The 19,958-nt window shown below is 65.6% G+C and carries 17 protein-coding genes; 6 read left to right on the top strand and 11 right to left on the bottom strand.

Annotation, left to right across the window (positions count from 1 at the left end; translation table 11 throughout):
• Positions 1-80: 80 nt before the first annotated feature.
• The 10 genes from HNS03_RS01250 to HNS03_RS01295 all read right to left on the bottom strand — a co-directional run bounded on the left by HNS03_RS01250 (position 81) and on the right by HNS03_RS01295 (position 11,531).
• Positions 81-1,061, bottom strand: a complete 981-nt coding sequence (locus HNS03_RS01250) for a helix-turn-helix transcriptional regulator (RefSeq protein WP_367192478.1) — start codon at positions 1,059-1,061, stop codon at positions 81-83.
• A gap of 112 nt (positions 1,062-1,173) precedes the next feature.
• Complete coding sequence (locus HNS03_RS01255; RefSeq protein WP_367192480.1) at positions 1,174-1,674, bottom strand: acyl-CoA thioesterase; 501 nt, start codon at positions 1,672-1,674, stop codon at positions 1,174-1,176.
• Positions 1,661-2,884, bottom strand: coding sequence for a benzoyl-CoA 2,3-epoxidase subunit BoxA (boxA, locus tag HNS03_RS01260; protein ID WP_367192482.1), 1,224 nt, complete (start codon positions 2,882-2,884; stop codon positions 1,661-1,663). The genes HNS03_RS01255 and boxA overlap by 14 nt, the downstream gene beginning before the upstream one ends.
• Before the next feature lie 85 nt (positions 2,885-2,969).
• Entirely contained in the window at positions 2,970-4,421 is a 1,452-nt protein-coding gene (gene boxB, locus HNS03_RS01265; RefSeq protein ID WP_367192484.1) for a benzoyl-CoA 2,3-epoxidase subunit BoxB, read from the bottom strand.
• A 212-nt stretch (positions 4,422-4,633) separates the two neighbouring features.
• Positions 4,634-6,295, bottom strand: a complete 1,662-nt coding sequence (boxC, locus tag HNS03_RS01270) for a 2,3-epoxybenzoyl-CoA dihydrolase (protein ID WP_367192485.1) — start codon at positions 6,293-6,295, stop codon at positions 4,634-4,636.
• A gap of 140 nt (positions 6,296-6,435) precedes the next feature.
• Positions 6,436-7,008: a DUF309 domain-containing protein gene (locus HNS03_RS01275; protein WP_367192487.1), complete on the bottom strand. Its 573-nt coding sequence runs from the start codon at positions 7,006-7,008 to the stop codon at positions 6,436-6,438.
• The gene (locus HNS03_RS01280; RefSeq protein ID WP_367192489.1) at positions 7,005-8,567 is read right to left on the bottom strand and encodes a 3,4-dehydroadipyl-CoA semialdehyde dehydrogenase; all 1,563 of its coding nucleotides are present in this window, start codon (positions 8,565-8,567) and stop codon (positions 7,005-7,007) included. Before HNS03_RS01280 ends, HNS03_RS01275 begins: the two co-directional genes overlap by 4 nt.
• A complete protein-coding gene (locus tag HNS03_RS01285) occupies positions 8,564-9,379 on the bottom strand; it encodes an alpha/beta fold hydrolase (RefSeq protein ID WP_367192491.1) in 816 nt (271 codons plus the stop codon). Before HNS03_RS01285 ends, HNS03_RS01280 begins: the two co-directional genes overlap by 4 nt.
• Positions 9,376-10,926: a benzoate-CoA ligase family protein gene (locus tag HNS03_RS01290; protein ID WP_367192493.1), complete on the bottom strand. Its 1,551-nt coding sequence runs from the start codon at positions 10,924-10,926 to the stop codon at positions 9,376-9,378. The genes HNS03_RS01285 and HNS03_RS01290 overlap by 4 nt, the downstream gene beginning before the upstream one ends.
• Before the next feature lie 137 nt (positions 10,927-11,063).
• Positions 11,064-11,531: a DUF4863 family protein gene (locus tag HNS03_RS01295; RefSeq protein WP_367192495.1), complete on the bottom strand. Its 468-nt coding sequence runs from the start codon at positions 11,529-11,531 to the stop codon at positions 11,064-11,066.
• Positions 11,532-11,926: 395 nt separating this feature from the next.
• Here HNS03_RS01295 and HNS03_RS01300 point away from each other — a divergent pair, with 395 nt between their 5' ends.
• The 5 genes from HNS03_RS01300 (at position 11,927) to HNS03_RS01320 (ending at position 16,503) form a co-directional block, all read left to right on the top strand.
• Positions 11,927-13,090 (top strand): ABC transporter substrate-binding protein, encoded by a 1,164-nt coding sequence (locus tag HNS03_RS01300; RefSeq protein WP_367192496.1) that lies wholly within the window; start codon positions 11,927-11,929, stop codon positions 13,088-13,090.
• A gap of 85 nt (positions 13,091-13,175) precedes the next feature.
• Positions 13,176-14,048 (top strand): branched-chain amino acid ABC transporter permease, encoded by an 873-nt coding sequence (locus HNS03_RS01305; RefSeq protein WP_367192498.1) that lies wholly within the window; start codon positions 13,176-13,178, stop codon positions 14,046-14,048.
• An 11-nt stretch (positions 14,049-14,059) separates the two neighbouring features.
• On the top strand, positions 14,060-15,073 hold the full coding sequence (locus HNS03_RS01310) for a branched-chain amino acid ABC transporter permease (RefSeq protein WP_367192500.1): 1,014 nt from the start codon (positions 14,060-14,062) through the stop codon (positions 15,071-15,073).
• Positions 15,066-15,812 carry an ABC transporter ATP-binding protein gene (locus HNS03_RS01315; protein WP_367192502.1) on the top strand — a complete coding sequence of 249 codons (747 nt, stop codon included), beginning with the start codon at positions 15,066-15,068 and terminating at the stop codon, positions 15,810-15,812. Before HNS03_RS01310 ends, HNS03_RS01315 begins: the two co-directional genes overlap by 8 nt.
• Positions 15,805-16,503, top strand: coding sequence for an ABC transporter ATP-binding protein (locus tag HNS03_RS01320; RefSeq protein WP_367192504.1), 699 nt, complete (start codon positions 15,805-15,807; stop codon positions 16,501-16,503). The genes HNS03_RS01315 and HNS03_RS01320 overlap by 8 nt, the downstream gene beginning before the upstream one ends.
• Before the next feature lie 106 nt (positions 16,504-16,609).
• Here HNS03_RS01320 and HNS03_RS01325 read toward each other — a convergent pair whose 3' ends face one another.
• Complete coding sequence (locus HNS03_RS01325; RefSeq protein WP_367192506.1) at positions 16,610-17,794, bottom strand: TIGR03032 family protein; 1,185 nt, start codon at positions 17,792-17,794, stop codon at positions 16,610-16,612.
• A 358-nt stretch (positions 17,795-18,152) separates the two neighbouring features.
• On the opposite strand from HNS03_RS01325, the gene HNS03_RS01330 reads away from it, so the two are divergent.
• The gene (locus tag HNS03_RS01330; RefSeq protein ID WP_367192507.1) at positions 18,153-19,769 is read left to right on the top strand and encodes a GMC family oxidoreductase; all 1,617 of its coding nucleotides are present in this window, start codon (positions 18,153-18,155) and stop codon (positions 19,767-19,769) included.
• The last annotated feature ends 189 nt before the right edge of the window (positions 19,770-19,958 follow it).

The raw sequence follows: 19,958 nt of genomic DNA on the forward strand, positions 1-19,958 counted from the left end.
CCTTCGCCGCTCTCCTGGCATCTCTTTGCCGTTTCAGGCGCCGGAACATTCGCATTTATGAGTCCATGACCTAATGCTCGCTAACCCGCCGCGCGATCCAGAAGGTCGGCATAGCGGGCGCCATCGGCGGTACCGCCGGAGAGGAACCCGCGCGCCTGAATCGTTTCCAACACGTCGGCAAGGGAGTCCTCGATGGTCTTGTTGGAGGTGTCGACCACCGCCTCGGCGCGGGCATAAAGCGCCTCGCGACTGGTCAGGATGCTCTTGAGCTCGTCCATCGCCGCCGGGTTGCCGGCCATCGGTCGCTCGTCGCCCTGGGCGCGCACCCGCGTCATGTGCTCTTCCGGCCGCGCCTTCAGCCAGATCGTGTGGAAATGGCGCAACAGGTAGGTGAAGGTCTCCGGCTCCGAGACGATGCCGCCGGCGACCGCCAGCACGATCGCGTCATGAGTCGCCGCGACCCGCTCCACCGATTGGCGCTCCAGGCGCCGGTAGCCCTCCTGCCCGTAAAGCGCGATGACCTCGTTTACCGGCATCCCGCTCGCCTGCTCGATCTCCTCGTTGAGTTCGAGAAAGGGATGGCCGACGGTGGCCGCCGTCAGGCGCCCGATGGTCGACTTGCCGGCGCCGCGCAGCCCGATCAGGGCCACCCGAGAGGCACGCCGGAGATCGGGATGCTCGGGATCGAGAATTTCCAGCACCTTGCGGCGTTGCTCCCGGGTCGCCGCGCGATAAAGTGCCGTTACCGCCGGAATCTCGGAAACGAACGGGTCGTCCTCGCCCACCAGCCATTCGATGCGGAAATCCAGCGCCTCGGCGATCCGGCGCAGCAACGCGATGGAAATGTTGCCGGTGCCGCTTTCAAGCTGCGCAAGATACCGCTGCGATACCCCGGAGGCTTCCGACAGCGCCTTGCGCGACAATCCGCGCCGGGCTCGGCCGTTGCGGACTCGCTCGCCGACCACTTCCAGGAACGCCGCACTCTCGTCGAGCGCATCCGCGTCGGCGCTGGAGACCTGACCGCTGAAAGTGACGATTTCGCTGACGGTGCCTGAGCTCATGGTGGGCCCAATTATGCATTATAATTCATAGGCCCTCAAGCGGGGCGCGGCACCGATCCGAAGATCTTCGCAGGTGCAGCACGCGACCGCAAGAGGCTCAGCCGGGTTGTCCTCAGCCCATCCAGGCTTCGATCAAGGCCCGGATTTCCGGCACGATCGGGCGCTTCTCGAACGGCCCCGTCTCGATGAACACGCAGACGAATTCGCCGGCAAAGCAGCGCACGCCGGCCTGGCGTCCAACCACTTCGAACCGGATCGAACTGTCGCCCACCGTCAGCGGCCGGACGGCGCATTCCAGCACCGAGCGGGGCGTGACGGGCGAGAGAAAATCGATCGACATATGAACGAACGGGGTCGAGTAGCCCTTGTCCATCGATAGCCGATACCAGTCGAAGCCGACCACTGCCTCCCACCAAGCATCAATCGCCTCCAGCGCGAAATTCGGAATCCGACCGGTGTAGGCGATCGTGGCAAGGTCGCAGTCTGCCCAGCGCACCTTGATCGGGTGCACGAAGGTCGATAGCCCTCCCGGTTTCCAGGCGGCATCCGTCTCCGACCCCGGCCCTTTCCCATCGCTCTCGCCGGAGCGCGCCTCGTCGTCAGTAGGTTTCAACGTGGTAGCGACCTTCCTCGCGCATCTGCCGACGCAAGGCGGACCAATCGAATGCCCCCTCCGCGGCAATTTCCGCAAGGGCCGCGTCCACGCCCTCTTCCATGCCCTTGAGGCCGCAGACGTAGATGTGGGTCCGCTCCGACTTCAAAAGTTTGAGCACGCGCTCGCGCTCGGTCCGCATGCGGTCCTGAACATATTCCTTCGCCCCGTCGTCCGCGCGGGAGAAGCAAAGCTCCTTCTCCAGGATGCGGTCCGGCACCTTCTTCAGCGGCCCGAAATAGGGCAGCGCATCGGCCGTCCGCGCACCGAAGAACAGGATCATCCGGCCATCGGTCTCCGGCGAGGTGCGCTGGCGGCGCATCGTGAAGGCCCGGAACGGCGCCGAGCCGGTGCCGGTGCAGATCATGATCAGGTTCGCCTGGGGATCGTTCGGCATCAGGAAAGTCGCACCGAACGGACCGGTCACCTGAACCTTGTCACCCTTCTTCAGGTCGCAGACATAGTTGGAGCAGATGCCGTGGGGCTCGCGCTTCACCGTGAGCGACAGATTGTTGGTCTGCGGTCGTTCGCCGTCGCGCGGGCTGGAGATGGAATAAAGCCGCGGCAGATGCGGTTTCCCCGCCGCCTTTTCTCCCGGCGGAATAATGCCGATCGACTGGCCTTCCAGCACCGGGAACGACACATCGGCGAAGTCCAAAATGATGTGCCGGACGTCGCTGTCGGCGTTCTCGGCCGTGAGCCGGTAGTTGCCCTGGACCGTTGCGGTTGCCGGATGGCCGATCGTGAACAGGTTCACGCTCGGCTTGGAGGCCGACACGGGCGGCTTGGATTTGCCGCCGGCACCGGCATGGGCGTCGTTCAGGAGACGCTCCATCTCCTCGTCGAGCGCCTCGACCGCGCTCGATCCGGCATCTTCGCCGGCGAGCTCCACCTGCTCCGGCAGTTCGTCCCACTCGAACTGATCGTCAAGCGAATAGGGCTCCAGCACCACCCGCCAGTTGTCGATCGCGCCGGTCGGGCACGGCGGAATGCAGGCCATGCAGTAGTCGCAGATGGACGCGTCGACCACGACGTTGTTGTCGTCATGGGTGATCGCATCGATCGGGCACGATTCTTCGCAGGTGTAGCAGCGAATGCACGTTTCCGGATCGATCACGTGCTGCTTGATGGGCTTCTGGAACGAAGCGGCATCGGCAAGGGGCTTGTTCATGGTCTCCGGCCTGTTCTGACGAGAAGCGGCGGGCGGCATCCGGACCCGAAAGCCCGGCAGCCACCCGCCCAGGGGGAGGAGCGGATCAAGCCATGTGGAGCTTCACGTACTCGAAGTCGCCCGGCTTGTTGTCGATGCCCACGCGCGGCGGCGCGATCCAGCCGGCGAACTTGCCCGGCTCCCAGCACGGCTTCATCAGCGACTGAATGAAGTCGCCATCGGCATGGGAGGGCAGCCAGTCCTTGGCCTTGGCGTCGTAGTCGGAGCCGGACAGAAGGTTGCCGTCCGGATCGAAGGTCTTGTCGGCGAACACGCCGATCTTCCGGTTGAAGGATTCGTGCGGGAGCTTCAGCTTGAAGTCGACGCCGGCCTTCTCGATGATCTTGTTCCAACGGCCGACACCACCGGAGGCGTCGTTGGTGTAGTCGTCGCGCAGGCGCATGTTGATCGCCGTCAGCGCCGGCACGTCCTTGCGCACAACCTGACCGTCCTCGAAGTCCCACACCGTGTAGGTGTCGTCCTTGAGCTGATGGTCGTCGTCGAGCTTGTGCTCCTGGTAGCGCCCCTTGAGGCCGGAGTTGAAGGCGTTGGCCGCATTGGTCGAAACCTCCTGGCCGAACAGGTCGAGGCTGAGCGTGTAGTGCAGGTTCAGCTTCTTCTGGATGGTCGGCAGATCGATCACGCCGAGCGCCCGAATCCGGTCGATCTCGTAGGGATCCTCGATGCCGTTCTCCTTCATCACCTCGCAAGTGCGCTGGATGACGCGGCCGACGCCGGTCTCGCCCACGAACATGTGGTGGGCCTCTTCCGTCAGCATGAAGCGGCAGGTGCGCGAGAGCGGATCGAAGCCGGACTGAGCCAGCGCCTCAAGCTGCATCTTGCCGTCGCGATCGGTGAAGTAGGTGAACATGAAGAAGGAGAGCCAGTCCGGCGTCTCTTCGTTGAAGGCGCCGAGCATGCGCGGGTTTTCTTCCGAGCCCGACGAACGGCGCAAGAGGTCGTCGGCCTCCTCGCGGCCGTCGGCGCCGAAGTACTTGTGGAGCAGGTATACCATCGCCCACAGGTGCCGGCCCTCTTCCACGTTGACCTGGAACAGGTTGCGCATGTCGTAGAGCGACGGCGCGGAGAGCGCCAGGAAGCGCTGCTGCTCTACCGAGGCCGGCTCGGTGTCGCCCTGGATCACGATCAACCGCTTGAGCATGTTGCGGTACTCGCCCGGCACTTCCTGCCAGGCCGGGTCACCGGCATGCTCGCCGCAGGGGATCTTGCGCTCCTCGACCTGCGGCGCGAGCAGCACGCCCCAGCGATATTCCGGCATCTTCACATAGTCGAACTTGGCCCAGCCCTTGGGATCGACCGAAACCGCCGTACGCAGATAGACCAGCGATTCCTGGAAGTTCTTCGGAATCAGGTCGTTCCACCAGTTGATGTAGCCCGGGTGCCAGCGCTCCAGCGCCTTCAGCACGCGCTTGTCGTTCGACAGGCCGACATTGTTCGGGATCTGCGTGTCGTAGGAAACGTTGATTAGATCGAGCATGTTTCACTCCCTGCGATCGGTCGGGGCCGGACGAAGCCGGCCCGGAATTTGGGTCTCGAACCGCTGCGCATTTCGGTGAATCGCACAGCGGTTCGAATTTCTTGATTCGATGCAAATCCGGACGGGAAACCGGTCCCACTTTTCGTGGATTTGCTCTTCCACTCCGCAAATCCGAACGGAAAACCGGTTCCCACTTTTCGTGGATTTGCTCTCTAGACTCGGCGTAGGTCGTAGGCCCCGCGTTGACCGCTGCCGTAGCGGCGCAGTGCGCCGTCGTCGCCGACCGCGTTCGGGCGTTGGAAGATCCAGTTCTGCCAGGCAGTCAGCCGTCCGAAGATGCGGGTTTCCATGGTTTCCGGACCGGGGAAACGGAGGTTCGCTTCCATGCCGGTAAGCGCGTCCGGCGAGAAGCTCGCGCGCTCTTCCAGGAAGATGCGGACCTCGTCCTCCCAGTCGATGTCGTCGAAGGCGAAGGTCACCAGCCCGAGCTCGTTGGCGTCGAACGCTTCCAGCGCCTCGCCCTCGCGCTCGGCCGCCGCATCGACCTTTTCCGGCTCGCCCAGGAAGCGGGTCTGCAGCCGGGTCAGATCGTTCGCCATCGGGAACGGACCGAAGTTGGACTGAGTGAGCGTGACGGCCGCCACATGGCGGTTGTCGCCCTCGAAGTCGCCCTCGGCCATGTAGGAGCGGTCGACGGCGAACAGGATCTCGGCCAGCACACCTGAGAAGCACGACCCCGGTTCCACCAGGGCGACCAGCGAGCGCGAGGTGACGTCGATGCGCTTCAGGACCCGCTTCCAGTAGGTCAGGATCTCGTTGGCGAGCCAGTCGGAGCGGTTGTCGAACAGGAAGCGCTCGTGCGCGACCACCCGCTCCGGATCGCCCTGAGTCCGGAACACCAGAACGCCGGTTTCCAGCTCGTTGAGGCGCAGATGCAAGATGGCATCGTCGAGCTCGCGCGCGGCGCGCAGCATCCAGGTTTCCGCCCCCTCTGCATGGAGCGCCGCGACATCGGCCGGCGCCGGATCGGTCGGCCCGTTGATGGTAATGTGGGCGACCCGCTTCTCCCGGTCGATCTCGACCTCAACGGTGGAGTAGGTCACGCTGCCGTCGTCACCGAAGGTCCGCTTCAGCGGCGTCAGCTCGATGCCCTTCACGTCCGACGGCCGGGGCGACTTTTCGGCATATTCCTTGGCGCGGGTCGCGACCGTCTCCTCGAACTTGGAGTTCGGCACCGCGTCGTCGACGAGACGCCAGTCGAGCGCCTTCTTGCCGCGCACGCCCTCTTCCATGGCGCAGAACACGTCCGCCAAATCGCGGCGCACCTTACGCTTGTCGGTCACGCGGGTGAGGCCGCCGGTGCCCGGCAGCACGGCCAACAGCGGCACTTCGGGCAACGCCACGTTGGAGTTGCCGTCGTCGGCCAGGATGATGTGGTCGCAGGCCAGCGCCAGCTCGTAACCGCCGCCGGCGCAGGCGCCCTTGATGGCGCAGATATAATACTGCCCGGAATCCGCGCCCGCCGCCTCGTAGGTGTTGCGGGTCTCGTTGGTGAACTTACAGAAATTCACCTTATGGGCATGGGCCGCCCCGGCGAGCATGCGGATGTTGGCTCCGGCGCAGAACACACGGTCCTTGCCGGACTGCAACACCACGACCTTGACCTCCGGATGCTCGAACCGCAGCCGCTGCACCGCATCGGCAAGCTCGATATCCACGCCGAGATCGTAGGAGTTCAGCTTCAGCTCGTAGCCGTCGAACAAGCCGGCCGACGGGTCGACGTCCATCGTAAGCGTCGCCACGTCGCCATCATAAGAGATGCGCCAATGGCGATACTTCGACGGGTCGGTCTGGAAATCGATGCGCTTCGTCACGCAGGCCTCCCTAGGGATGAGTTTGAGAAATATATTGCACGAATTGAACGCGTGCAATTCTAAACTGACGGAATCGATGCGAAATATGCGGTCAATTCCGGCAAAATTCCGCTTCTATCTGCGGCCAAATCACCGCTCCGTCAAGCGAGATATGCATTATGATGCATATTCTTCTGATGAGGAGTGTCCTGCAGTCGCAGCACTGGCCTTTGGGCAAGCGCGGCCTCGGGGCCCAACGACAGCTCACCGGCAAAGCGCGTGATCGCCGTTCGGAGCGCGACCATGTCGAGCCCCATCACCTCGCGCGCCTGCCCGCCGGATGTGGCATCGGCCAGGCACTCGCCCGCGAGCGCGACCAACCGGGCAGCCGCTTTGGGCCGCTCCATGCGAAGCTTGAGGCAAGCATTGGCAAGCTGGATCACGCCCTGAGCCAAGGCCCGCTCGGCACTGTTTGGCCGCGCGCCCATCCAGACCGGCTCCCACACTTCGTGGGCTTCCCAGAAATAGCCAGCCCGGTAGAGCCGAAAGCCGGCAAGCCATGCCTCGTTGTCCCGCCAGCACGCCGGGTCGGTGACGTCGGGCGCGGCCTCGGCGATGTCGAACACATCGCCGCTTTCGGGGCGGGTCGTCCGCCCCGGTACATAGGCTTCTTCCGGCAGCGGCCAGGACCAAACGTCCGCAAGCGCGGAGGCTGGGGCCGCCGCCCGGGTCACAGCGTCGCCTCGACCGCGTCGGCGGCAAGCTCGCCCAGGAATCCGGGGCCGCCCTGCACCGCCGTGCGCTGCATGTGCAGCCTGAGGCCGCGCGCGCCGCCGAGCTCCTCGCCACCGCCAGCGCGCCCGGGTCCGCCGTGCACGCACTGCGGCATCACGATCGAATGGCCGGTGTGATCACGGCCGACCTCGCCGTCCACGCTCATGACGCGGCCATGATAAGGTGCCACGCCCAAGACCGCCGTGCGCTTTACCGCGGCATCGTCGGAGAACAGGCTGAGGGCGAGCGAGCCGCTGCCGCGGGCCGCCAGCGCCACCGCATCGGAGACGCTCTCATAGGGCATCACGGTCGCGCACGGACCGAACACCTCGATCTCGTGCACGGCGCGTGCCGCCGCTGGGTCGGCACAATAAAGCAGCGTCGGTGCGACGAAGGCGCCCGTTTCAGGGTCCGCGCCGACAACCGCGTTCGGGATGCCGCCGCCGGCAACCACGGCGGCCTCCCGGCTCAGCGCCTCGATACCGTCGAGCGCCGCCTGGCGCTGGCCGAGATCGACCAGGGGACCGACCCGAACCGACTGGTCCGCTGGATTGCCGACCGTGAGCGCCGCGACCTTGGCGGCCACGGCATCGCGAAACGCCTCCGCGTGTGCCGCCGGCACCAGCACCCGGCGGATGTTGGTGCAAAGTTGACCCGCCTTGACGGAGAGCGCCCCGACCACCTCGCGCACGGCGAGCGCGAAGATCTCGCTGTCGGGGCCCGCATCCGGTCCCAGGATCGTGGCATTGATGCTGTCGGCCTCAATGGTGATGCGCGGCTGCGCCTCCGCCGCGTCGGCGCGCAGCGTCGCTCCGGTTGCAGCCGAGCCGGTGAAGGCGAGCGAATCGAACGGCGTCAGCGCGGAAACGAGGCTCTGTCCTCCGCCGCAGACGATCTGCAGCGCCCCGTCCGGAACGACGCCGGCCGCGATCACGTCGGCCACCATCTGATAGGACAGCCACGCGGTTGCGGACGCCGGTTTCGCGACCGACGGCACGCCCGCCAGGAGCGCGGTGGCCACCTTCTCCCACATCCCCCAGGAGGGGAAGTTGAAGGCATTGATCTGCAGCGCAGCGCCGGGCCGGCTGGTCCAGATGTGGCGCGCGGCGAAGGTGCCGGCGCGCGAAAGCTGCTCGGTGCCCGGCTCAACGATCGTCTTCGCCTCGCCCAGCGACTGGCCGAGGCGTGCATAAACCTTGAGGGTGGCAATGCCGCCGTCGATGTCGACCGCGGCGTCGCGGACCGTGTTGCCGGAATTTTTGCGCGCGATCTCGCCATAGGCGTCGCGGTTGGCGGTCAGCGTGTCGGCGATCACCTTCAGGATCGCGCCGCGCTCGGCAAAGGAAAGCCCGGCAAGCGCCGGCCCGCCGACACTGCGGGCATGGTCCAGCACCGCCGCCCCGTCGATCCCGGTCGCATCGATCCGGCCGAGCTCTTCGCCGGTGGTGGGGTCGACGAACGGCCGACCTTCGCCCTCACCGGCAACCCAACGACCGACGACGTAGCTTTCCAGTTTCATGCAACCTCCACGGACGCCGCCTCGATCCGGTCCAGCCGGGCGATGAAGTCGGCGATTTCGGCAAGGGTCTTGTCCGGCTGCTCCAGATGCGGCGCGTGACCGCAATCGTCCAAGATCAGCCGGTCGAACGGGGAATAGAGCGCATCCAGCGCATCGATCTGGGCCAGCGTGCCGTACTGATCGTCGGCGCCCTGGATCGCCAGAACCGGCACGCGGATGTAGTCGATGGCGTAGGCGATGTTCCAGCGCTCGAAGCCGGGATTGAGCCAGGCGTCGTTCCAGCCCCGGAACGCGCTCTCCACGTCGGCGTGATATTTGGCAAGACGGGACTTCAGGTCGCCGGTGTCATAGGCCTTCTTCGCCTCCGCGATTGAGGCGAGGCCACCCGGCTCGGTGAAGAAATGCGGCGCCAACAGGATCAGGCCGCGCACCCGATGATCCTGGATGTTGCCGAGATAGAGCGCCGCGATCGACGCCCCGTCAGAATGGCCGAGCAGCACGCCGGAGCGAAAGCCGATCTCGTCGAGCAGCTTCGGCAGAACGTCGACCGCCTCGCGTGTCATATAGTCCAAGGGACGCGGCAGCGGCACCGGATCCGACTGGCCGTAGCCCTGGCGCGAATAGACGAAGACGCCGTGGCCCGTCGCCTCGGCCACCTTGGCCGGAAAGTCGCGGAACAGCGCCACGCAGCCAAGGCCTTCGTGCAGCATCACGATGGTCGGCTTGTCCTCCGGCGACGGCCCGAAGCAACGTCCTTCCAGACCCACCCCGTCGATCTCGAGGCGAACCGGGCTTTCCGTGTCCCAGATCATGCCACCTCTCCTTCAAGCGCCCGAAGCTTGAATCGCTGGATCTTGCCGGTGGCCGTCTTCGGCAGCTCCTCGACGAACTCGATCCAGCGCGGATATTTCCACTTGCCGACCCGGTCCTTGACATGCAGGCGCAAGGACTCCGCAAGCTCGGCCGTCGGCGCACCCTCCTTGAGGACGACGAACGCGCGCGGCTTTTCCAGTCCGCTTTCGTCGTGGGCAGGCACCACGGCCGCCTCCAAAACCGCCTCGTGCGAGACCAACGCCTGCTCGATTTCGAACGGCGAGACCCAGATACCCGACACCTTGAACATATCGTCGGTGCGGCCGCAGTAGACCAGCCGGCCGTCGGGCCGGAGCTCATACTTGTCGCCGGTCCGGGTCCAGCGACCCTCGAAGGTGGAGCGGGTCTTGTCGCGCTGGTTCCAGTAGCCCTCGGCCGCGGACGGGCCGTTGACCAGAAGTTCGCCGATGCCGCCAACTTCGACATCCTGGCCGGTCTCGTCCACCAGCCGCAGCTCGTAACCCGGCACGGCGCGGCCCGAAGTGCCGTAGCAGATGTCGCCCTCGGCGTTGGACAGGAAGATGTGCAGCATCTCCGTGGAACCGACACCGTCGAGGATGTCGACGCCGGCTTTGGCCCGCCAGCGCTGGCCCACCTCTTCCGGCAACGCCTCGCCCGCCGACACGCAGATCCGCAGCCGGTCGAGACCGACAGGGGTGGTGCCGTTCATGGACGCGACCATCGCCGCATAAAGGGTCGGCACGCCGCAAAATACCGTCGGCCTGGTCTTCTCCAGAACGGAGAACACGCTGTCGGGCGTCGGCCGGCCGGCGAGCAACGCGGTCGTCGCGCCCACCGACATGGGGAAGGTCATGGCATTGCCGAGCCCATAGGCAAAGAACAGCTTCGCCGCGGAGAAGACGGTATCGTCCTCCCGGATCTTCAACACCTGGGTGGCATAGGTGTCGGAGGTGGCCTTCAGGTTGGAATGGACGTGGCGCACCCCTTTGGGCCGACCGGTCGAGCCCGAGGAATAGAGCCAGAAGGCGCATTCGTCCGGCGAGGCGTTAATGGCCGTGCCCGGCTCGCTCGCAGCCAGCTCCGCCGCGAAATCGAGATAGGATCCGGGGTCGCCCCCCACGACGAACACCTTGAGATCGCCGCGATCCAGGATCGGACCGGCCGCCTCCAGAAGCTCGCTGGAGACGAACACCGCCGTCGCACGGGAATCATCCAAGATCGCTGCCCACAAATCGGCCGACAGTAGCGTGTTGACCGGGATCGGGATGACGCCGGCCTTCAGGCTTCCCCAGAAGATGACCGGGAACTCGAGACAATCGAGCACCAGCATCACCGCGCGGTCTTCCCGCCGGATGCCGTGCCGTCGATAGAGCCCGATCATTTTGTCGCTGTCGGTCGCCAGCGCCCCATAAGTGATGCTGCGACCGTTTCCCGCGCCTTCGATGAAGGCCGTCTTGTCGCTTCGACCGCTTTCGATATGGCGATCGACGAAATAGGTTGCGGCGTTTCCGCTTGTCCCCTCCACGGGTGGATCCTCCAACAGTCTGGCGTTGGTTGAGCGGACGGATCTAAAGTGCACATTGGCTACCCGTCCGCGTCGTTATTTTTGCAACTGAAATCGCGGGCACCAGCCACGTGCCGACGCGCCACGGCCTCGCCGGCTCAGCGCCCAGTGAACTCGATCCGCCCTTCCGGCAGGAAATAGAGAACGTAGGCGTCGCCGCCGGAAACGGTTGGATGGTGGTCGCTGCCAGGCGGGTAGACATACCAGCCCTCGTCCATGCCATCGAACTTGGCATCGCCCGCAATCGGCATAATTGCGCCGATTTCGCCGGTGGTGTGGACGTGATGCGGCCCGCGAATGTCGTTCATGCGAACCACATCCACGCTGAAATGACCGGCCTCCGCACCCGGCTTCACCGGCCGACAGAACTTGATGCCGCCGGCCTCGCGCTGCAGCAGCCACCCCTCCCGCTCGCCTTCGGCGCAAAGGGCTTCCAGCGTGGAGAAGTCGGGCCCGTCCTTGGGAAACGCGGCATTCAGATGGGCAGCTAGCTGGTCATCGAGAGGGCGATTGCCGATCGCATCGGCAATCTTGGATACGAGGTCGAGGAATGCCTGCTGGCTCATTCGGTCCTCCCGTGCGCTCGGATAGAAATGGCGCCGAGCGCCACCTTCGAACGTCTCCTGTTTCTGCACTATTATGCATATCTTGGAGGAGGGCCGCAAGACGGCCCGGCACGGTCATGTCACCGCGGCGATCGATTTAGATGAAATCACTATAGATCCAGCAGCTTAGCTCTGATCTTAGAGACACTCCCCAAATGTGCATTATATTGCTTGCACCTAAAGAATGGCTCTTGTACCGTAGCGCGGTCAGGCCATGCGCGCCCCGGCGAAACCCCAGCAAGAGGGCGCCGGCCGAGGGCTTCTGAGGTCACGAAGCTGATCACCGGATGCCCGACACAAAGAGGAAACGATCGGGATCGCCGCCCCTTGGCGGACCGATCCAGGGAGGAAACGGAATGCTCAAGACGATCACCGGCGCCCTTGCGTGCGCCTCGCTGACCTTGGCCATCGCAGCGCCAGCCGCGGCCCAGGACTATAAGGTCGGCATGCTCCTGCCCTATAGCGGCGTCTACGCGGCCCTCGGCAAGGACATCGACGAAGGCTTCGTGCTGGCGCTCGAAGAGGCCGGCATGGTCGATCAGGTCGAGATCGTGCGCGAGGATACCGAGGTGAAGCCACCGGTCGGCCTCGCCAAGACGCGCAAGATGGTACTGGAAGACCAGGTCGACGTGCTGGTGGGGCCGGTTTCCTCCGGCGTGCTCGGTGCGGTGCGCGATTTCGTCGACCAGACCCACACGCCAATCATCGTCTCCAACGCCGGCAACGACGAAGCGACCGGCGAGAACTGCAGCCCCTACATCGTCCGGGTGTCGTTCTCCAACAGCCAGGTCAACCGGCCGATGGGCCAGTGGATGTACGATCAGGGCATCCGCACGGTCTACACGATGGCGCCGGACTATGCCGCCGGGCGTCAGCAGATCGGCGCGTTCGCGGATGCCTTCAAGGCCGCCGGCGGCGAGATCGTCGGACAGGAATTCACCCCGTTCCGCACGACCCAGGACTTCGGCCCCTATCTGAGCGCCGCCCAGGCCGCCAACCCGGACGCGGTTTACGTGTTCTATGCCGGCAGCGAGGCGATCAACTTCGTCAAGCAGTATGACGCCTTCGGCCTCAACAAGAGCGCGACCCTTCACGGCTCCGGCTTCGTGACCTCCCCGCTCTATGTCGACGCGGAGGGCCCGGCGGCCGTCGGCGTGATCGGCTCGCTGCACTATATTCCGACGCTAGACACCCCGGAAAACAAGACGTTCGTCGAGGCCGTGGAGAAGAAGTACGGCCGCGTGCCGTCCGAATACACCGTGCAGGGCTATGACGCCGGCCGGTCGTTCGTCGAGGCGATCAAGTCGGGCGCCACCGACAAGGAAGCCATCGCCAAAGCGCTTCCGACGGTGAGCTACACCAGCCCGCGCGGCCCGGTCTCCATCGATCCGGCGACCAACAACATCGTCCAGAACATGTACATCTACGAGACGGTCGAGGGCGACGACGGCAAGCTGACCCAGAAGCTCGTCGGCACCGTCGAAAACGTCCAGGACGCGCCGAACGGCTGCAAGCTGTAAGCGGTCGCTACCGATCACGGATGGCCGGGCGCATGCGTCGTCCGGCCATTTCCCCTTCTCTTTCTCTCTCGGACCGGGCGCGCATATGGTCTCCGACTGGACGTTCTGGGCGGCTCAGACGCTGAACGGATTGCAGCTCTCCATGCTGCTGTTTCTGTTGTCCGTTGGCCTGACGGTCATTTTCGGGCTTCTTCACTTCGTCAATCTGGCTCACGGAGCGCTCTATGCGCTCGGCGCCTATGTCGGCATTTCCGCCGCCGCCGCGACCGGATCCTACTGGGCCGGCTTCGCCGCCGCTCCCGTCGTCGTCGCGCTGACCGGCATCCTGCTCTATCTCGGCCTGATGAAGCGGATGCGCCGCGCCGGGCCGATGAACCAGGTGCTCGTGACCCTCGGCCTGATCTTCGTCTTCGTGGACGTCTTCCGGCTGCTCTGGGGCGACCTTGCCATCGGCACCAGCGAGCCCACGCTCTTCACCGGCCGCACCGAGGCGTTCGGCATCGTCTATCCGACCTACCGGCTCTTCATCATCGCGCTCGGCGCGATCGTCATGGCCGCGCTCGCGCTCGTGCTGTCGCGCACCCAGCTCGGCGCCATGATCCGCGCCGGCGTCGACAATGACGAGATGGCCGCCTGCCTGGGCGTGAATGTCGAGCGCATCTTCTTCATCGTGTTCTGCGTCGGCTGCGCGCTTGCCGGGCTTGCCGGCGCGGTCGCCGCCCCCGTGTTCTCCGCCCACCCCGACATGGGCACCGAGATCCTGATCTCCACCCTGATCGTCGTGGTGGTCGGCGGCATGGGCAGCCTGAGGGGCGCCATCGCCGGCTCGTTCCTGGTCGGCTTTGCGCAGACCTTCGGAGCCGTGCTCGTGCCGGAGATCGCCTCGCTGCTGATCTACATCCTTCTGGCCGGCATCCTGGTGTTCCGGCCGACCGGCCTGTTCCCGGCCAGGGCCTGAGGCAGCGCACGATGTTCCATCAGACCCTCATCAAGTCGATCGCCCTTATCATCCTGGTCGCTGTCGGCATCGCCTACACCCTCACCACCGGCTATTTCGGCAAGGAACTGGTGATCGAGGCCGCCACCCTGGCGATGGTTGCCATCAGCCTCGACCTGATCGCCGGCTTCGGCGGGATGATCTCACTCTGCCACGGTGCGATCTTCGGTGTTGGCGCCTACACCTATGCCGCCCTGACGGTGCTCTACGGTATCGATCCGATCGCGGCGTTCGCCGTCGCGATCGTCGCCTCCGGCGTGTTCGGGTTCGCCGTCGGCGCCGTGACCTCGCGCACCCACGGCATCTTTTTCATCATGGCCACCCTCGCCTTCGGCCAGATGGCCTACGTGACGGCGTTCGAAAGCCGCACGCTGGGCGGTGACGACGGGCTGGCCGGCGTCCCGCGGCTGGATTTCTCCGCGCTTGGGATCGATTTCAACGATTCCACCCAGTTCGCCCTGTTCGCGATTGCGCTGGCGGTGCTGGTCTACGTCATCGCCGCCTTCGTACTGCGCTCCGGCTTCGGCCGTACCCTGGTCGGCATCCACGTCAACGAAGCGCGCATGCGCGCCGTCGGCCTGACGGTCTGGAGCTATAAGGCCGCGGCATTCGGCATTTCCGGCGCGCTCGCCGGGCTCGGCGGCGCGATCGCGGCCCAGCAGACCATGTTCGTCTCGCCGGAGCTGATGGTCTGGATGGTGTCCGGCACCGTGCTCATGGTGGTGATCTTCGGCGGTCTCGGCACCCTTGTCGGTCCGGCGATCGGCGCCGTGGTCTGGGTGTTCCTGAAACACGAGATCTCGTCGGCGACGCCCTATTGGCACATCGTCGCCGGTGCGGTTCTGATTCTCACCATCGTCGCCGGGGGCCGCGGCCTCTACGGCCAGATCGAGCACATGATCGAAACGCGGCGCGCCAAGACGCCGAAAGCCCCGAGCGCGCCAAGCGCCGCTCCGATCGGCCAGGAGAGCGAAACCCATGCTTGAGGCGCGCGGACTCAACAAGGCGTTCGGCTCGCTGACCGTCACCAAGGATGTCTCGTTCGCGCTCCAAAAGGGCGAACGCCGTGTCGTGCTGGGCCCGAACGGGGCCGGCAAGACGACGCTGTTCAATCTCCTGGCCGGGGAGCTGAAGCCGTCCTCGGGCGCGGTCATCATGAACGGTGAGGACATCACCGCACTCTCCGTCGCCGCACGGGCGCGGCGCGGCATGGCGCGGTCCTATCAGAAGAACAATCTGTTCGGCTCGCTCACCATCGGCGAGAACCTGGCGCTCGCCGTTGCGACCGCGACCGGAGCCGCAGGCTGGCTTGCCCGCGACACGCTCGCCGATCCGGCGATCCGGGAGGCCGTCCGCGACGCGGCCGGAAAAGTCGGCCTGACCGAGGTGCTCGGCGCCCGCGTCGACGCGGTCTCCTACGGCATGCGTCGCCAGTTGGAAGTCGGGATCGCGCTGTCCACCCGGCCGAGCGTGCTTTTGATGGACGAGCCGACCTCCGGCGTCGGGCCCGGCATGATCCAGGCCTTCCACGCGCTGCTGCACACGCTCCCGCGGGATCTCACCGTTTTGATCATCGAGCACGACATGGATCTCGCCTTCGACGTGGCGGACCGGATCACCGTCCTCAACTACGGCGAGGTGGTGTTCGAAGGCACGCCGGAAGAGACCCGGGCGAGCGACCTGGTGCGTGAAATCTATCTCGGCGAATGGGACGCCCATGCTTGAGATCCGTGACCTTCATACCGGCTACGGCGAAACCCGGGTCATCCACGGCCTGTCGCTCAAGGCCGCTCCCGGCCGCATGCTGGCGATTCTCGGCCGCAACGGTGCCGGCAAGACCACCACCTTGAAGGCGATCATGGGCCTTTTGCCGGTCCTGGAAGGCGACGTCGCGTTCGACGGCGCGTCGATCGCCCGCACCCGGCCCTACGAGATCGCTCGGCGCGGCGTCGCCTACGTGCCGGAGACCCGGGACATCTTCCCCTCGCTCACGGTGAAGGAAAATCTCGCACTCGCCGCCCGCACGGCGCCGCCGGACGCGGCCTGGACGATGGAGCGGGTGATCGAGTTTTTCCCACGGCTGGGCGAACGGCTCGCCAACGGCGGCAACCAGCTTTCCGGCGGCGAGCAGCAGATGCTCGCAATCGGCCGCGCACTCCTGATGAACCCTCGGCTTCTGATCCTGGACGAGCCAACCGAAGGCCTCGCCCCGATCATCGTGCGCCAGATCCACGACAAGCTCGCGGCCCTGAAGGACGAGGGGCTGACGATGATCCTGGTGGAGCAGAATTTCGGCTTCGCCACCAGCCTGGCGGACGAGGTCATCATCGTCGGCCGCGGCCGCAGCGTCTGGGAAGGCTCGTCGGCCGCGATTCGCCACGATGTCGACACCCAACACAAATGGCTGGGCGTGTAGACCGGCCCAACGTGCCGCGAGAGCCAAGTCGCGGACCCGGCACGCGCCTCATCTTTCATCGCGGTTTCCGGACGGCGAACCGGTTCCCACTTCGCCTGGAAACGCTTTACGCCGGATGCCAACCGCGCTCCGAAAGCGGCTGGTCCGGCGCTTCGATGGTGATGAAGCTCGCCAATTCCGGCCCGAACGTCGGCAGCGCCATCGGGCAGCGCACCCCATCCAGAATCCGCACGTCGAACAGCTCGCGGATGGCGCCCTCCAAACGCATCCATTCCACAATGTCGCCGTTGCGGGTGTTGACGACCTGAACCCCGCACCAGGCCTCTCCGCCGCGCTTCTCCAGCTCCTCCTGCAAGGGCAGGCCGGAGAAGACCCCTTCATGGCGGGCTAGCGACAGCCCCACCACGGCATGGCCGGCATGAAAGGAAAGCCCGCGCAGGAAGCCGGGGCAGAACGCCACCCGCTCGCGCTCCCGGCTTTCGAGATCGATCCGCGTCAAATACCCATTGCCGGAATCGAGCACCCACAGAGCGCCCTCGTGAACCCGCGGCGAATGCGGCATCGACAGGCCGTCCGCCACGATCTCGTCCGTCTCGACATCGACCACCACGCCACCGTCGCGGCGATGGTTGCGCCAGCCGTCGACGATGTCCGTCGTGGAGACGGCGGTGACGAACCGCGGCACGCCGTCGACCATCGCCAGGCCGTTGAGATGGCAACGATCCTCCGGCGCCAGCCGCGAGATGAAAGGCGGCCGCCACACCGGCTTGAAGGAATGGACCGCGCTGTCCGTCGCCAGGCAGGAATATTTGGTGTTCACGAAAATCAGCCGGCCGGCGGCATCCACGCCGAGCTCGTGCACGTCGAGGTCCGACACGGTCTGTCCCCGGCGTGGAACGTAGAGACGATCGAAGTGATTGTTGGCCCGCTCGTTGGGCCCGAGCACGTTCTCAAACCGCCAGATCTGGGCAAGGCCCGCCAACAACAGCCGCTGGCCGTCGCCGATCAGTCCCATGGCGCGCACGAAATTGCGCTGATGGACCGACAGGGCCCCATCCGGCTGCACCCCGACCAGGAAGACCTGCCCGGTCTGGTAGGAGGTGAAAGCCAGCGAGCAGCCGTGCAGGGCGAGCCACTGGGGAAAGCCGCGCGAGCAGGAGATCCGTGTCTCCAACGCCTTTGGCGGCTCCACCGTCGCGCCGGGCGCGTCGGCGGCCTGTGGCGCCTCGTTGCCGGCCGGCGTCGCACCCGGGCCTTCGCCCTCGCTGTGAACAGGATCGTGCTCGGTCATCTCGCCCTCTGCCGGATCGCGCCCAGGCTTTGCCCAAAGTCATGCCGCCCGATCCGATCGATAGCCGATTCGCAGCCGCACACCTCAGACCGTTGCCCGGCCGGAAAGCTGCCGTGGTACTGGAGCGAAGCCGCCCTGCCCATCCCTTTCTTCAAAAGACCCTTTTCCGCCTGACCGGAGTCGCGGCTGCGACGCCGGGACGGGACCCGCCCGGCCAAGTCTCTTGCCCGTGCGCGAACGATCGACGAATTTGGCCGAACAACACCTTTGGGTCAGGCCGTCCCGTTGGATCGCTGTTGCGCTTGCGCCGCTGCGCTCCGCTCATGGCGGCCTCTTTCCACGCACGGGAGGGCGGACAATGCGCGACGAGGCGGAGACCTACGACTACATCATCGTCGGATCGGGGTCGGCGGGGTGTGTCCTCGCAAACCGGCTCTCCGCCGATCCCGCCAATCGCGTTCTCGTCCTGGAGGCCGGCGGCAAGGACGACTGGATCTGGTTCCACATTCCCGTCGGCTACCTGTTCGCCATCGGTAATCCGCGCTCCGACTGGTGTTTCAAGACCGCCGCCGAACAGGGCCTCAACGGGCGCGCCCTTTCCTACCCGCGCGGCAAGGTGATCGGCGGCTCGTCCGCCATCAACGCGATGATCTACATGCGCGGTCAGGCCGCCGACTACGACCACTGGCGCCAGCTCGGCCTCACCGGCTGGGGCTGGGACGACGTCCTGCCGGTGTTCAAGCGCCAGGAGGACCATTTCGCCGGCGCCTCGGAATTTCACGGCGCCGGAGGCGAGTGGCGCGTGGAAGAGCCGCGCATTTCCTGGCCGATCCTCGATGCCTTCCGCGATGCGGCCGAACAGGTCGGGATCGCCAAGATTCCCGACTTCAATCGTGGCGACAACGAAGGCTCGGCCTATTTTCAGGTCAACCAGAAGCGCGGCGTGCGCTGGTCGGCGGCGCGCGGCTTCCTCAAGCCGGTGCTCCATCGCGCCAACCTGACGCTCGAGACCGGATGCACCGTCGACCGCGTCCAGCTTGAGAATGGGCGAGCGACCGCCGTCGAATGGCTTCAGGACGGTGTCCGGCGCCGAGCCGACGCGAAGGCGGAGATCGTACTGGCCTCCGGGTCGATCGGGTCGGTGCAGGTGCTGATGCGTTCGGGAATTGGACCCGGAGACAGACTTCAGACCCTTGGCCTGCCGGTGGCGGTGGATCGGCCGGGGGTCGGCGAGAACCTGCAGGATCACTTGCAGCTCCGGCTGATCTACAAGGTCCACGGCACCCGTACCTTGAACCAGGACTACGCCAATCTCTTCAAGCGCGCTTGGATGGGCGTCGACTACGCCTTGTTCCGGCGGGGCCCGCTCACCATGGCGCCTTCACAGCTCGGTATCTTCGCCAGATCCGGTCCGGACGTCGAACGCGCCGACCTGGAGTTTCACGTCCAGCCGCTCTCGCTCGACAAATTCGGCGATCCGCTGCACGGCTTCCCGGCGGTCACCTCCAGCGTGTGCAATTTGCGGCCCTCCAGCCGCGGCCACGTCCGCATTACCTCGCCCGAGCCCGGCGCCCTGCCGGAGATCGCCCCGAACTATCTGTCCACCGACGAGGACCGCACCACGGCGGCCAACGCGATCCGGCTGACGCGCCGTCTTGCGGCGGCCAAGGCGCTGGCACGCTACCAACCGGAGGAATATCTGCCCGGCGCGGCGGTTCCGGACGACGACGATGCGCTGGCGCGCGCCGCCGGCGACATCGGCACGACCATTTTCCATCCCGTCGGCACGGCAAAGATGGGGCTTTCCTCCGACCCGATGGCCGTCGTCGACGAGCGACTGCGCGTTTTCGGCGTGGAGGGACTGAGGGTCGCCGACGCCTCGGTGATGCCGACGATCACGTCCGGCAACACCAACTCGCCCACCATCATGATCGCCGAAAAGGCCGCGGAGATGATCCTCGCCGACCGCAAATGAGCGGCGCGGCCGACCGCGTCGATCGGGCTTCGCACCCGCCATCGACCGTATAGCCGCGCCTCAATCGCCAGCAGATTCGCGTCCACTGCCCGACGAAGCGGCAACCGGACCGGCCAATTGCCATTCACCGAGGCAGCCGATCGACAATTCTGCACATTTACTGGACGAATAAGCAGGCCAAATCCATCC

The sequence above is a fragment of the Amorphus sp. 3PC139-8 genome, assembly GCF_040750475.1.
Lineage (GTDB): Bacteria > Pseudomonadota > Alphaproteobacteria > Rhizobiales > Amorphaceae > Amorphus.